12 protein-coding genes are annotated in these 13995 nt (G+C 73.8%); 8 read left to right on the forward strand and 4 right to left on the reverse strand.

Features of this window, described 5'->3' with window-relative positions; all coding sequences use genetic code 11:
• Positions 1-167 precede the first annotated feature (167 nt).
• From G5V58_RS05185 to G5V58_RS05210, 6 genes are all read left to right on the forward strand, one after another.
• On the forward strand, positions 168-1757 hold the full coding sequence (locus G5V58_RS05185; RefSeq protein ID WP_165229370.1) for a prenyltransferase/squalene oxidase repeat-containing protein: 1590 nt from the start codon (positions 168-170) through the stop codon (positions 1755-1757).
• Positions 1754-2761: a hypothetical protein gene (locus G5V58_RS05190; RefSeq protein WP_165229373.1), complete on the forward strand. Its 1008-nt coding sequence runs from the start codon at positions 1754-1756 to the stop codon at positions 2759-2761. The genes G5V58_RS05185 and G5V58_RS05190 overlap by 4 nt, the downstream gene beginning before the upstream one ends.
• A gap of 105 nt (positions 2762-2866) precedes the next feature.
• Positions 2867-3823, forward strand: a complete 957-nt coding sequence (locus G5V58_RS26330; RefSeq protein ID WP_165229376.1) for a hypothetical protein — start codon at positions 2867-2869, stop codon at positions 3821-3823.
• Positions 3824-3863: 40 nt separating this feature from the next.
• Entirely contained in the window at positions 3864-4946 is a 1083-nt protein-coding gene (locus tag G5V58_RS05200; RefSeq protein WP_165229379.1) for an energy-coupling factor transporter transmembrane component T, read from the forward strand.
• Between the two features lie 2 nt (positions 4947-4948).
• Positions 4949-6499: an ABC transporter ATP-binding protein gene (locus G5V58_RS05205; RefSeq protein WP_165238676.1), complete on the forward strand. Its 1551-nt coding sequence runs from the start codon at positions 4949-4951 to the stop codon at positions 6497-6499.
• Between the two features lie 71 nt (positions 6500-6570).
• Positions 6571-7308: an ECF transporter S component gene (locus G5V58_RS05210; protein WP_165238674.1), complete on the forward strand. Its 738-nt coding sequence runs from the start codon at positions 6571-6573 to the stop codon at positions 7306-7308.
• A gap of 3 nt (positions 7309-7311) precedes the next feature.
• Here G5V58_RS05210 and G5V58_RS05215 read toward each other — a convergent pair whose 3' ends face one another.
• From G5V58_RS05215 to G5V58_RS05230, 4 genes are all read right to left on the reverse strand, one after another.
• Positions 7312-8226, reverse strand: coding sequence for an alpha/beta fold hydrolase (locus G5V58_RS05215; RefSeq protein WP_165229382.1), 915 nt, complete (start codon positions 8224-8226; stop codon positions 7312-7314).
• Positions 8227-8262: 36 nt separating this feature from the next.
• The gene (locus G5V58_RS05220; protein ID WP_165229385.1) at positions 8263-8466 is read right to left on the reverse strand and encodes a hypothetical protein; all 204 of its coding nucleotides are present in this window, start codon (positions 8464-8466) and stop codon (positions 8263-8265) included.
• Between the two features lie 93 nt (positions 8467-8559).
• On the reverse strand, positions 8560-9429 hold the full coding sequence (locus G5V58_RS05225) for an EamA family transporter (protein WP_165229388.1): 870 nt from the start codon (positions 9427-9429) through the stop codon (positions 8560-8562).
• A gap of 19 nt (positions 9430-9448) precedes the next feature.
• Positions 9449-11098, reverse strand: coding sequence for an APC family permease (locus G5V58_RS05230; protein WP_165229391.1), 1650 nt, complete (start codon positions 11096-11098; stop codon positions 9449-9451).
• Between the two features lie 149 nt (positions 11099-11247).
• Between G5V58_RS05230 and ilvD the strand changes: the two genes are divergently transcribed.
• Together ilvD and G5V58_RS25585 are read left to right on the forward strand one after the other, a co-directional pair.
• Positions 11248-12927, forward strand: a complete 1680-nt coding sequence (ilvD, locus tag G5V58_RS05235; RefSeq protein ID WP_165229394.1) for a dihydroxy-acid dehydratase — start codon at positions 11248-11250, stop codon at positions 12925-12927.
• Between the two features lie 52 nt (positions 12928-12979).
• Positions 12980-13993 (forward strand): hypothetical protein, encoded by a 1014-nt coding sequence (locus tag G5V58_RS25585; RefSeq protein WP_196240562.1) that lies wholly within the window; start codon positions 12980-12982, stop codon positions 13991-13993.
• Positions 13994-13995: the final 2 nt, after the last annotated feature.

Here is a 13995-nt window from a genome sequence, read left to right on the forward strand (position 1 = left end):
GAAAGCCGGTCCGAGTCCGGCGCTGACCCGCAACCGTAGGCGCACCCCGGCTCCGCCGGCGTGCGCGAGCCGGAGCACCTGCTGCGACGCGTCCTGACCTTCGCTGTCGCGGACCAACAGCGGGTCGGCCTCGAGGCCCTCCCGTCTGTGCAGCGGGAAGGAACCTCATGAAGAGCACCACCCTGCGCCGTGCCGCGGCCCTGACCGCCGGCGCCGCCCTCGCGCTCGGCGTCGCCGTCGCCGGGCCGGCCGCCCAGGCCGCGCCGATCGCCAAGCCGGTCGGCGCCGACCCGTCGCCGGCCGCCGTCGGTGCGGCCTACCTGGCCAAGCAGCCGGGCGCCGACGGGATCATCGTGTCCCACTCCGAGTACCTCGGCACCCAGTACGACACGCCCTCGCCGGGCATCACCATCGACGCGGCCCTGTCCCTGGACGCCGTCGGTGGCCAGGCGGCCACCGTCGCCAAGATGGCCACCGGCGTCGAGGCGAGCACCTACCCCACCGGCTCTGCTGGCGGGGCGGCGAAGTTCGCGGCCTTCGAGTACGCCCTGGGTCGCACCGGTGCTGCGCTGAACGCGGCCGTCACGAAGGCCAACGGCGCCATCGCCACGTCCGGCGTGTACGCGGGCCGGCTCGAGAACGCCCCCGGTGCCACCGACTACGAGTCGCCGCTGACCCAGGCCTACGCCGCGAAGGCGCTGCACGACGCGGGTGCCTCGAACGCCGCCATCGCGCTGGACTTCCTGCTCGACCAGCAGTGTGCGGCCGGCTTCTTCCGTTCCGACTTCTCCGACAAGGACGCTGACAACCAGTCCTGCGACCCGGCCGACCCCGACGGCTCCTTGCCGAGCGTCGACTACACCGCCTTCGCGGTGCTGCAGCTGCAGGACCAGAAGGCCGCCGCGCCTGTCGCCGCGAGCCTGTCCAAGGCGATCACCTGGCTGACGACCCAGCAGGGTGCCGACGGTTCCTACGACGGCAACGCCAACTCGACCGGCCTCGCCGCCTGGGCTCTGGGCATCTCGGGCCAGACCAACGCCGCTGTCAAGGCGGCGACCTGGCTCCGAGCGCACCAGCTGGCCAACGCCGGCAGCTGCGCGGTGTTCGCGGCGGCGGACAACGGTGCGCTCGTGGTCGACGACCTCGGCGTCATCAACGCCAAGGCTGCCCCGATGGACATCAACGCCAACAGCACGGCGACCTACGCGACCTCGCAGGCCCTCCCGGCCCTGCTCTGGGCGCCGGGCGGCGCCCAGGCCGGGGAGACCACGCTCTCGGTGGCCGACGCCTTCGTGCCGGCCGGCTCGACGCAGAACGTCACGATCTCCGGCGCACCGGGCGACACGATCTGCGCGTCGACCGGTGGCGCGGGCACCCGCATCGTGCTGCCGGCCAGCGGCACGGCGACGTACCCGCTCACCCTGCCGGCCGCCACCGGCGCGGTGACGGTGAGCACCGTCGACGCTGGCGGCGAGGCCGACAGCATCAAGATCACCGGCCTGACGGCTGCGAAGATCAAGGCCAAGGCGCCCAAGAAGATCGCCCAGGGCAAGAAGTTCAAGGTCAAGGCCACCGGGTTCGCGCCCGGGGAGCCGGTCACGGTGAAGTACCGCGGCAAGACCAAGGAGCTCACGGCCAACGGCCAGGGCGTGCTCCGGGTCAAGCTCAAGGCGACGAAGGTCGGCACGTCCAAGGTCAAGGTGACCGGCGCGCTGAGCAGCCGCAAGGACAAGGTCACGGTCACGGTCGTCAAGTGATCCGTCCGGCCACCGTCTCGCTGCGCCTCGCCGCCGCGGTCCTCGCGACCGCGGCGGCGGGGCTGGTCGGCGCGGTCACGGCCGCACCGGCCCAGGCGGCGACGTGCGGGTCGGGCTCGGGTGTCAGCGTCGTGGTCGACTTCGGCAGCCTGGGCGGCGGCGTGCGGTCGGCCTGCGTCGCGGGCGGTGCGGGCAAGTCGGCCAGCTCGCTGTTCTCGAGCGCCGGGTTCTCGATGACGCCGGTGCAGAACGAGCCCGGCTTCGTCTGCCGGATCGACGGCCTGCCCTCCCCGGACCGCGAGCCCTGCGTCAACACCCCGCCCGACGACGCCTACTGGGGCCTGTGGTGGTCCGACGGCACCTCGGGCTCGTGGAGCTACAGCAACTACGGCGTGGGCAGCCTCAAGGTCCCCGATGGGGCGTACGTCGGCTTCGCGTGGCAGACCGGCGGCAAGAACCCGCCCGGTGTCAGCCCCGCGGCGCACCCCGCCCCGACCACCACCAGTGCAGCCCCGGTGACGCCCACCACCAAGCCGACGACCAAGCCCACGACCAAGCCCACGACCAAGCCCACCAGCAAGCCGACCTCCAAGCCGACTTCCAAGCCGACTTCCAAGCCGACCAACCCCGGTGGCGGGCCGAGTGCCAAGCCCTCGGCGGCCGCGCCGACGCCGACGCCGGGTCAGCCCACGGAGCCGGTGACCTCGGCGGCGGCGACGTCCAGCGCGACACCGGACCAGACCAGCGGGGCACCGTCGCCGACCGGGTCGGCACCGGCGAGCCCGGTGACCAGCAGCGCGGCGGTGGCGCCGACCAGTGCGCCCACGTCGGGGGCGCCGACGAGCCCCACGGGCGGGCCGGACGTGGTGTCCACGCCCGTGGAGCCGCAGAGCGCGGGACAGTCGACACTGCCGGCCTGGGTCGTGCCGCTGGTGCTGGTGGTGATCGCCGGGGCGGGCGTCGCGACGTACGTCGTCAGGAGACGTGCCCGGCCGTCGTCATGAGGGGTCGGCTGCGTGCCCGTTGTTTCCTCCCGGTGGGCGTCGGTGCGGTACCTTCGACAGCCGGGTGGAGCCTCACCCGAGGTCATGGGGACTCAGGAGGAATCGGTGAGCGTGCGCCGGACCAACGTGGTGCGCATGCTGGCAGCGCTGGTGCTGGCGCTCTCGGCGTGCCTGGTCGCGTTCTGGCCGCAGAGCGCCGCGGGCTCGGACCGGGGCGTCGCCGCGGGACCGGCCCAGGCGCCGGTCGCGCTGGCCACCCAGAAGACGCCCACGCCGACCAAGACCCCCACGGTGAGCGTGGCGCCGAGCGACCCCGCTCCGCCGCCGCCCGCGCCGAGCTCGGCGGCCCCGCCGCCGGCCGCGCCGACCAAGCAGCCGCCGGTCAAGTCCACGCCCAAGCCCACGCCGAAGCCGACGTCCAAGCCGGGCTCGAAGGGCGGCGGCAAGCCGGCCTCGCTCAGCAACAACGGCGGCAGCGAGGGCGGCAAGGGCTCCAGCGGCTCGAACGGCTCGAGCGGCTCGAGCAACCAGGGCTCGCAGTCGCAGAACACCTCGCAGAACACCGGCGGCTCGACCACGTCGGGCACGACCTCGGGCACCACGTCGGCTACGACGAGCTCGAGTCAGCCCGCCGCCCCGACCACGCAGGCCGCGCCGACCAAGGCGGCCAAGCCGACCCCGTCGGCCCCGCAGACCGACGCGGTGCCGCCGACGGCGGCGGCGACGGAGGCGGCCGCAGTGGCCACGGCGAGCGACGACCCCAGCGCGGTGGCGACCGACGACGGCGCGGGCACGGCGGCGGAGTACGACGCGTTCAACGACGCGGCTCCGTCCACGACCACGAGCGCACCGGTGTGGGTGGTGCCGGGCATCCTGCTGGTGCTGACCTCGCTGCTGGCCCTGCTCGGGGGCGTCCTGGGCCGCGCCAACCGCACGGTGGCGACGCCCGCCGCGGTCGTGGTCGAGGCCACGCCTGCGCCGACGCCGGTCACCCGGCCCACCCGGCCGGCCCAGCCCAAGACCCGGCCGGAGTACCGGCCGCGGCCGCGCCCCAAGAGCTGACCCGGCCCCGGCCGGTCGCCGACGCGGTGGGCACCGTCCGGTGAGCGCCGCCCGACTGCCCCGCGACCTGCACCCGGTCGCCTGGTGGGTCTGGGCCCTGGGCCTGGCCACCGCCGCGTCGTTCACCACCAACCCGCTGGTGCTGCTCACCCTCGTCGCCGTGGCGACCCTGGTCGTCCTGGCCCGCCGGTCGGCGCAGCCGTGGGCGGACGCGTTCCGGCTCTACGTCGTCGTCGCCGTGGTGATCGTGGTGATGCGGGTGCTGTTCCGGGTGCTGCTCGGGGGCGGCGGCGACCTCGGGACCGTGCTCATCGACCTGCCCGAAGTGCCGCTGCCCGACTGGGTCCTGGGCCTGCACCTGCTGGGCCCGGTGACCCGCGAGTCCGTGCTGGCCGGGCTGTACGACGGCCTGCGGCTCGGCACCATCGTCATCTGCGTCGGCGCGGCCAACGCGCTGGCCAACCCCAAGCGGCTGCTGCGCTCGGTGCCCGCCGCGCTGCACGAGGTCGGCACCGCGCTCGTCGTCGCGGTGACCGTCCTCCCGCAGCTGGTGGACAGCGCCCGCCGGGTCCGGGCCGCGCAGGCGCTGCGGGCCGGCGACACCCGGCGCACCGGGCGGCTGCGCCGCTACCTCGTGCCCGTCCTGGAGGACGCCCTCGAGCGCTCGCTGCGGCTGGCGGCGGGCATGGACACCCGCGGCTACGGCCGCTCGGCCGGCGCCCCGCGCACCGAGCGCCGGGTCACCGGCGCGCTCATGCTGACCGGGCTGTGCGGCGTCGCCGTCGGGGTGTACGCCGTGCTCGACCACACCGCCCCCCGCTGGCTGGCCACGCCGATGCTGGTCCTCGGCGTGGTCTGCGCCGTGGCCGGGCTGGCCCTGGCCGGGCGCCGGGTGGGGCGCACGCGCTACCGGCCCGACCCGTGGCGCTGGCCCGAGCTGGCCGTCATGGCCTCGGGCGTGGCCACCGGTGTCGTGGGCTGGTGGGTCTCGGGGCACCAGCTGGTCGTGGCCTACCCCGACCTCGCGTCCTTCCCCTCGGTGACCCTGGTCGCGCTGGTCGGCGCCCTGCTCGGGCTGGCCGCCGCGGCCGTCGCCCCCGAGCCCCGGGCGGTGCCGGCGTGAGCCTGCTCGAGCTGCGCGACGTCACGTTCACCTACGGCGACGAGCCCGTCCTCTCCTCGGTGGAGCTGAGCGTCGAGGAGGGCGAGCTGCTCCTCGTCACCGGACCGACCGGCTCGGGCAAGTCCACGCTGCTCGGCGTGGTGACCGGGCTGGTGCCGCGCTTCTCCGGCGGGACGCTGGCGGGCGACGTGCGCCTCGACGACCGGTCGGTCCTCGACCTGCCGCCGCGCGAGCGCGCGCACGTCGTGGGGTACGTCGGGCAGGACCCGCTCGCCGGGTTCGTCACCGACACCGTCGAGGAGGAGCTGGCCTACGGGATGGAGCAGCTCGGGCTGCCGCCGGAGACCATGCGCCGCCGCGTCGAGGAGACCCTCGACCTGCTCGGCATCGCCGACCTGCGCGCCCGCGACCTGCGCACCCTGTCCGGCGGCCAGCAGCAGCGGGTCGCCATCGGGTCGGTGCTGACCATGCACCCGCGGCTGCTGGTCCTCGACGAGCCCACGTCGGCACTCGACCCCACCGCGGCCGAGGACGTGCTGGCCACCATCACCCGGCTGGTGCACGACCTGGGCGTCTCGGTGCTGCTGGCCGAGCACCGCCTCGAGCGGGTGGTGCCGTTCGCCGACCGGGTCTGCGTGGTCGCGGGCGGCGCGGTGAGCGTGGGGGAGCCCGCCGAGATCCTGGCCACCTCGCCGATCGTGCCGCCGCTGGTGTCGCTGGGCCGCGCGCTGGACTGGTCGCCGCTGCCGCTGACCGTGCGCGACGCCCGGCGGCGGGCCGCCGGGCTCTCGCTCGAGCCGCCCGCGCCGACTGCCGTGACCCCCGGCGCCGAGGCGCTCGCCGCCACCGCGCTGACCGTCACGCACGGCAGGACGGTGGCGGTCCGCGAGCTCTCGCTGTCCCTGCCGGCCGGCGTGGTCACCGCGCTCATGGGCCGCAACGGCGCGGGCAAGTCCTCCCTGCTCTGGGCGCTCCAGGGCAGCGGGCCGCGCCGCTCCGGCTCGGTCGCGGTCGGCGGCACCGACCCGGCCTCGCTCAAGCCGGCCGGACGCCGGGGGCTGGTCGGGCTGCTCCCGCAGCAGGCCGCGGACCTGCTCTACCTCGAGACCGTGGCCGAGGAGTGCGCGGCCGGCGGCCCCGACACCCGGGCCATCCTCGACTCCCTGGCCCCCGGCATCCCCGACGACCAGCACCCGCGCGACCTGTCCGAGGGCCAGCGGCTCGCCCTCGCGCTGGCCCTGGTCCTCGCGAGCCGGCCGCCCGTCGTACTCCTCGACGAGCCGACGCGCGGCCTGGACTACCGCGCCAAGGCCGTGCTCGCCACCTCCCTGCGCGACCTGGCCGCCGACGGCCACGCCGTGCTCGTGTCCACCCACGACGTGGAGTTCACCGCGCTGGCCGCCGACCAGGTCGTGGTCATGGCCGAGGGCGAGGTCGTCTCGGCCGGTCCGGTACGCCGCGTGGTCGCCGAGTCGCCGGCCTTCGCGCCCCAGGTCACCAAGGTCCTCGGCCCGCCGTGGCTGACCGTCGACGAGGTGGTGGCGGCCCTGTGAGCACCACCCGCGCAATCCCCGTCTCCCGCCGCTCCGCGCTGCTGCTCGCCGTGGCCTCGCTCGGCGGGCTGATGATGCTCGTCTGGCCGCTGCTGGTCCGCGTGCAGCCCGACGACCGCCTCGACCCGCCGTTCCTGTTCCTGGCCCTGCTGCCCGTGGTCATCGCCGTGATGCTGGCCGAGCTCTCCACCGGCGGCCTCGACGTCCGCGTGCTCGCCGTCCTCGGCGTGCTCTCGGCCGCGATCGCGATCCTGCGCGGCCTGTCCGCGGGCACCGGCGGGATCGAGCTGGTCTTCTTCCTGCTCATCCTGGCCGGCCGCGTCTTCGGGCCGGGCTTCGGCTTCGTGCTCGGCGTGACCTCGCTGTTCGCCTCCGCCCTCATGACCGCCGGCGTCGGCCCGTGGCTGCCGTTCCAGATGCTCGTCTCGGCCTGGGTCGGCATGGGCGCCGGCCTGCTCCCGCGCCGCCTCACCGGCCGCTGGGAGATCGCCGCGCTCGCGGCGTACGGCGTGGTGGCCGCCTACGTCTACGGCCTGCTGATGAACCTGTCCGGCTGGCCGTTCCTGCTCGGCGTCGCCATCCCCGGCCACGAGCAGACCCAACTGTCCTTCGAGCCCGGCGCCCCGCTGCTGGAGAACCTGCACCGCTTCGGCGTCTACACGCTCATCACCTCGACCGGCTCCTTCGACACCGGCCGCGCCGTCACCAACGCCGTCGCCATCCTCGTCGTCGGCCCCGCCGTGCTGACCACCCTGCGCCGCGCCGCCCGCCGGGCGACGGTGGTGGGAGTGGTCACCGGCCCCGGCTGAGCCTCAGCCCACCCGCTCGAGGAACTCCAGCAGCAGCTCGTGCACGGTCTCCGGCTGCTCGAGCTGCAGGAAGTGGCTGCCGTCCAGCTCGACGTACGTCGCGCCGTCGATCCGGCGGGCGGCCGAGGCCATGTCGCGGGAGCCGGCGAGGACGTCCCAGCGGCCGGCCACGAAGGCGGCGGGCACGCGGAGGCGGGAGAGCGAGACGCGGGCGTGCTCGGAGGTGGCCAGGGCCAGGTGCATGTACCACTCGATGGGGGTCATGAGGAACTCGCGCACGGCGTTCGCGGTGACCTCGGCGTCGGCGACGGGGAGCATGAAGCCGCTGTGGCTCAGCACGGCCACGCCCCGGGGGCCGACCGGGAGCCGGGAGCTGATCGGGGTGAGGGCGCGGCCGGCCAGCTCGAGGACGCGGGCCGTGTTGACGGTCAGGGCGCGGGCGACCGGGCGGGGCAGCCGGAGCGGGGCGAGCATGGTCGCGAAGGTGTCACCGGGGACGCCGGCCACCGCGAAGAGCCCGGTGACCCGCTCGGGGTGGCGGAAGGCCAGCTCGAACATGGTGTTGACGCCCATGGACCAGCCCATGAGCGGGGCCTGGTCGATGCCGAAGTGGTCCATGACCGAGAGGGCGTCCTCGACGAAGGCCTCGATGCCGCAGTGCGCGGGGTCCTCGGGCCGGTCCGAGCCGCCGGTGCCGCGGTGGTTCCAGGAGACGACGCGCACGCCGCAGTCCGGGCGGAGCAGCGCCGGCCAGCACCACGGTCCGGTGCCGAGCCCGTTGCAGAGCACGACGGTCGGTCCGTCGACGACGCCGTCGGGATCGTTGGTCCAGGCCGTGAGCCGGGTGCCGTCGTCGGACAGCACGTCGCGGTAGGAGATGCTCGGCGCCGGCGCCAGGCGCGCCGCAGAGGTCGGCATGCGCCCCAGTCTCCCAGAGCGCTCGTGTCGTGAGGGTCAGGTCCGGGCGGTGGCGGGCAGCGCGGGCGCCACCGGCGGGGCGGTCAGGGCGGCGAAGTAGTCGTCGACGTCGGTGCGTTCGGCACGACGGGCGGCCAGCGCGGTGCTGGCGACCATGGCGTTGCGGCGTGCGCCCAGCTGGGACTCGACCGGCCAGGTGCGCACGCGTCCCCACAGGGCCGAGAGAGGGGCGAGCGGCATCACCCGGACGACGCTAGCCAGCGGGTGGGCACCCGTCATCACCCCGATGTGAAGAGTCTGTGAACAATGCCGTGAGAGCAGGCTGAGACGTGGCTAGTCGGGGACGGGCTCGCCGATCGTCGCCCCGGACCGGGTCGCGCCGACGCTCGCCGCGACCACGCAGGCCATGGCCAGCAGCTGCACCGGGCCGAGCAGCTCGCGCAGCACGAGGACGCCGGCCAGCGCCGCCACCGCCGGCTCGAGCGACATCAGGACGCTGAACGTCGCCGGGCGCAGCGTGCGCAGCGCGATGAGCTCGCAGGTGTAGGGGATCACCGAGCTCAGCAGGCCGACCAGCGCCCCGAGCAGCACGATCCGGACGTCGGCCAGCTGGCCGGCGTACCTCCCGAGCGCGAGCGGCGACAGCAGCAGCGTGGCCACCAGCGAGGCCAGCGCCAGGCCGTCGACGCCCTGCCAGCGGCGCCCGGTCTGCGCGCTCAGCAGGATGTACGCCGCCCAGGTGGCCCCGGCGAGCAGCGCGAAGAGCACGCCGGGCAGGTTGAGGTCGCCCGGCTCCACCCCGAGCAGCAGCACGCCGAGACCGGCCAGCCCGACCCAGACCAGGTCGCGCCGGCGGCGCGAGCCGAGCACGGCCAGGGTGAGCGGACCGACGAACTCGACGGTGACCGCGAGCCCGATGGGGATGCGCGCGAAGGACTGGTAGATCGACCAGTTCATCAGCCCCAGCGCCAGCCCGAAGGCCAGGACCACCAGCCAGTCCTGCCGGCTGCGGCCCCGCAGCGAGGGCCGGGCCACGGCCAGCAGCACCGCTGCGCTCGCGGCCAGGCGCAGCCACACGATCGTGGTGGGGGAGACCTCGTCGAAGAGGGTCTTGGCCACCGCGGCCCCGAACTGGACCGAGAGGATCCCGATCAGGACCAGCCAGACCGGCGACAGGCGCACCCGAGAGCCGCGCGCCGCCACCGGCCCAACCTAGTGCGCGTCAGGCGGTCTCCAGCTCGGACTCCTCCTGCTCGGACTCCCGGCGGCTCGACTCGACGTGCTTCTCGATCTCCTCGGTCGCCAGCCGCGAGCGGACGGCGAGGACGTAGATGAGGACCGAGAAGACCGCGATGATCGGCACGGCGGTGCCGAAGGTCAGCACGCCGCGGCCGCCGTAGTTGCCGAGGTAGGAGATGACGCCCAGCCCGAGCAGCCACGGCACCACCCACGTCGCGCCCGAGCGCCAGTCCAGGGAGGGCACGTCCTTGCCGAGCAGGTGGTAGACGGGCAGCAGCACGAAGCCGATGAGGATCGCCACGCCGAGCTTCCAGTTGATCGGCCAGGTCGACCAGTAGATGACCAGGTTGGCCGAGATGAAGGCCAGCACCGGGATCACGTGGCCGCCGGGCACGCAGAACGGGCGCTCGGCCTCCGGCAGCCCGTGCCGCAGCGCGCCGAGCACGAGCGGACCGGTGGCGAAGGACAGCACCGTCGCGGAGGTGATGAAGCCGACCAGCTGCTGCCAGCTCGGGAAGGGCAGGAAGACGATCAGCCCGACCACGAAGGTGACGATGAGGCTGATGAGCGGTACGCCGCGGTCGGTGGTCCGCGCCAGGGCCTGCGGGGCGTTGCGGTTCTTGGCCATCGCGTAGGAGATGCGCGAGGTCGCCGTGGTGTAGATCAGCCCGGTGTCTCCGGGGGAGATGATCGCGTCGGCGTACAGCACGACCGCGAGCCACCCGAGCCCGATGAGCGAGGCGATGGCCGCGAGCGGGCCGAAGTCGTTCTCGAACGACAGCCCCGACCAGCCCTTGCTGTCGTCCAGGATGCCGGGGTCCAGGGCGCCGATGAACGCGAACTGCAGCGCGACGTAGATGACCCCGGTGAGGAGCACCGAGCCGATCACGGCCAGCGGCACGTTGCGGCGCGGGTTGTCGGTCTCGCCGGCGAACTCGATGCCTTGGCGGAAGCCGAGGTAGGAGAAGACCACGCCGGACGTCGCGATGGCCTCGAAGACGCCGTGCCAGCCACTGGGCATGAACTCGTGGCTGGTGAAGTTCGAGCTGTGGAACGAGGTCAGCAGGAAGGCCACGATGACCAGCAGGATCACGCCGATCTTCCACCACACCAGCGCGTTGTTGACCCGCGCGAACCAGCGGATGCCGAAGTAGTTCACGACCACGAAGATCGCCATCAGCACCACGGCGCTGCCGTAGCCGAGCGCGGTCAGCGTGTGCACGGTCTCGCCGTCGACGGTGTGCTCGTGGGTGAACGGCGCGTACTTGGTGCCGTACTGCAGCGACGCCTCCACCTCGATCGGCGCGGTCGTGGCCACGGCCACCCACGTGATCCAGCCCGAGGTGTAGGACGCGAAGGAGCCGAAGGCCAGGTGCGGGAAGCGGACCACGCCGCCGGAGAGCGGGAACATCGTGCCGAGCTCGGCGTAGGTCAGCGCGATGAGCAGGATCATCACCCCGCCCAGGGCCCACGAGATGAGCGCGGCCGGACCGGCCTGGGTCGAGGCGTCGAGGGCGCCGAAGAGCCACCCCGAGCCGATGATCGAGCCGACGCTGGCGAACAGCAGCCCCACCACGCCGACGTGACGCTTGAGCTGCTGGCCCTGCTCGGGGGCCTCGGTGGTCGCGGCCATGCGCGCACTCCTCTCGGAAACGGTTGCTGAAGGCAACCGGCCGACGGTACCCACTGTGCTGTGACCGCAGTCACAGTCCGCCCTCCCGCTCCGCGCCCGCATCCTGACGCCCGGCGCCCGGCCGGCGGCGCGCGCCGTACGCTCGGGGCGTGAGCGACGCGCCCGACATCAAGCCCCGTTCCCGCGACGTCACCGACGGCCTGGAGAGGGCCGCGGCGCGAGGCATGCTGCGGGCGGTGGGCATGGGCGACGAGGACTTCGCCAAGCCCCAGATCGGCGTGGCCTCGAGCTGGAACGAGATCACCCCCTGCAACCTCTCCCTGCAGCGGCTGGCCCAGGCGGTCAAGCACGGCGTGCACGCGGCGGGCGGCTTCCCGATGGAGTTCGGCACCATCTCGGTCTCCGACGGCATCTCGATGGGCCACGAGGGGATGCACTTCTCGCTGGTCTCGCGCGAGGTCATCGCCGACTCGGTCGAGACGGTGATGAGCGCCGAGCGGATGGACGGCTCGGTGCTGCTGGCCGGCTGCGACAAGTCGCTGCCCGGGATGATGATGGCCGCCGCGCGGCTCGACCTGGCCAGCGTCTTCCTGTACGCCGGGTCGATCATGCCCGGCCAGGTCGACGGTCGCGACGTGACGATCATCGACGCCTTCGAGGCGGTCGGCGCCTGCCTGGCCGGCAAGATCAGCCGCGAGGAGGTCGACCGCGTCGAGCGCGCGATCTGTCCCGGTGAGGGCGCGTGCGGTGGCATGTACACCGCCAACACCATGGCCGCGGTGGCCGAGGCCATCGGGATGTCGCTGCCCGGCTCGGCCGCGCCGCCGGCCGTGGACCGCCGCCGCGACGGGTTCGCGCACCGCTCCGGCGAGGCCGTGGTCGGGCTGCTGCGCCGGGGCATCACCGCCCGCCAGATCATGACGCGCGAGGCGTTCGAGAACGCCATCACCGTGGTCATGGCCCTCGGCGGCTCGACCAACGCCGTGCTGCACCTGCTGGCCATGGCCCGCGAGGCCGAGGTCGACCTGAGCATCGACGACTTCAACCGGATCGGCGACAAGGTCCCGCACCTCGGCGACCTCAAGCCGTTCGGCCGCTACGTGATGAACGACGTCGACAAGGTCGGCGGCATCCCCGTGGTCATGAAGGCGCTGCTGGACGCCGGCCTCATGCACGGCGACTGCCTCACCGTCACCGGCAAGACCATGGCCGAGAACCTCTCCACCCTGTCGCCGCCGCCCCTGGACGACGACGTGCTGCGTGCCCTGGACCGCCCGATCCACGCCACCGGCGGCCTCACCATCCTCAAGGGCTCGCTCGCCCCCGACGGCGCCGTGGTCAAGAGCGCCGGCTTCGACGAGTCGGTCTTCACCGGCACCGCCCGGGTCTTCGACGGCGAGCGCGCCGCCATGGACGCCCTCGAGGCCGGGCAGATCACCGCCGGCGACGTGGTCGTCATCCGCTACGAGGGCCCCAAGGGCGGCCCCGGCATGCGCGAGATGCTGGCCATCACCGGCGCCATCAAGGGCGCCGGGCTGGGCAAGGACGTCCTGCTCATCACCGACGGCCGGTTCTCCGGCGGCACCACCGGCCTGTGCGTCGGCCACATCGCCCCCGAGGCCGTGGACGGCGGCCCGATCGCGTTCCTGCGCGACGGCGACCGGATCACCCTCGACGTCCTCAACCGGTCCCTCGAGGTCGAGCAGGGCGAGGACTGGGACCAGCGCAAGGAAGGCTGGGAGCCGCTGGCGCCGAAGTACACCACCGGTGTGCTCGCCAAGTACCGCAAGCTCGTCTCCTCAGCCGCGCACGGGGCGGTCACGGGCTAGGCGCCGCGCCTGACCCGGCAACCAACGCGGGTCGCTTATCGTCTCCGGTGCGATGGACAGTTCCGAACGCTCCGTGCTGGCCGCCGCGCTCGTCGCGCTGGTGGCGCTGATCGCCACCGCCGCAGTCGTGCCCGACGTGCGCGACGCCCCGGCCTGGGGGAGCACACCGCAGGCCGACCTGGCGTCCGCGCCGGCGCTCGGGCCCAGCCCGTCCGCACCCGCCTCGCCGGCCCCGAGCCCGCCGGCCTCGCCGGCGCCACCCCCGGCGCCGGCTACCCCCGCCACCCTCCCGGGCGGGGAGAAGCGGATCTTCGGCGACGGCCGCTTCCTGGTGGCCTACTACGGCACCGCGCAGACCGGCGCGCTCGGCGTGCTCGGGGAGACCTCGCCGGAGCAGATGGTCAAGCGCGTACGCCGCGCGGCCGCGCCGTTCGCCCGCCGCCACCAGCCGGTGCAGGTCGTCTTCGAGCTGATCGTCAGCATCGCCGACCGCTCCGCCGGCCCGGGTGGCGACTTCTCCCACGACATCGCGCGCCAGGAGGTGCAGCGCTACATCGACGCCGCGCACGAGCACGGCGCCCTGCTCCTGCTCGACGTGCAGCCGGGCCGCTCGGACTTCCTCACGATCGCGAAGCGCTGGGGCTGGGCCCTGAAGGACCCGTACGTCGGGCTGGCCCTCGACCCCGAGTGGCGGATGGGCCGGCACGCCGTACCCGGCACGCGGATCGGCTCGGTCGGCGCGGCCGAGGTCAACCGGGTCTCGGCCTGGCTGAGCGACCTGGTGCGCCGCAACGACCTGCCGCAGAAGCTGTTCGTGCTCCACCAGTTCCGCACCGACATGATCCGCGACATCGGCGCCATCAAGCCGCGTCGCGGGCTGGTGATGGTCCAGCACGTCGACGGCTTCGGCACCCCCGGCCAGAAGCTCGACACCTTCCACGCCGTGGCCCGGCCGCAGCAGTTCTACCTCGGGTTCAAGCTGTTCTACGACGAGGACGTGCGCCGGATGTCGGCCGCCGACGTGCACCGGATCCGGCCGAAGGTGCGCTTCGTGAGCTTCCAGTAGTC

It is taken from the genome of Nocardioides anomalus (assembly GCF_011046535.1).
GTDB classification, from domain to species: domain Bacteria; phylum Actinomycetota; class Actinomycetes; order Propionibacteriales; family Nocardioidaceae; genus Nocardioides; species Nocardioides anomalus.

Excerpts from the sequence above, each read along its gene's own strand:
- G5V58_RS25585 (WP_196240562.1), top strand. The coding sequence starts at position 12,980 with ATGGACAGTTCCGAACGCTCCGTGCTGGCCGCCGCGCTCGTCGCGCTG.
- G5V58_RS05185 (WP_165229370.1), top strand. The coding sequence starts at position 168 with ATGAAGAGCACCACCCTGCGCCGTGCCGCGGCCCTGACCGCCGGCGCC.
- G5V58_RS05215 (WP_165229382.1), bottom strand. The coding sequence starts at position 8,226 with ATGCCGACCTCTGCGGCGCGCCTGGCGCCGGCGCCGAGCATCTCCTAC.
- G5V58_RS05230 (WP_165229391.1), bottom strand. The coding sequence starts at position 11,098 with ATGGCCGCGACCACCGAGGCCCCCGAGCAGGGCCAGCAGCTCAAGCGT.
- G5V58_RS05220 (WP_165229385.1), bottom strand. The coding sequence starts at position 8,466 with ATGCCGCTCGCCCCTCTCTCGGCCCTGTGGGGACGCGTGCGCACCTGG.
- G5V58_RS05210 (WP_165238674.1), top strand. The coding sequence starts at position 6,571 with ATGATGCTCGTCTGGCCGCTGCTGGTCCGCGTGCAGCCCGACGACCGC.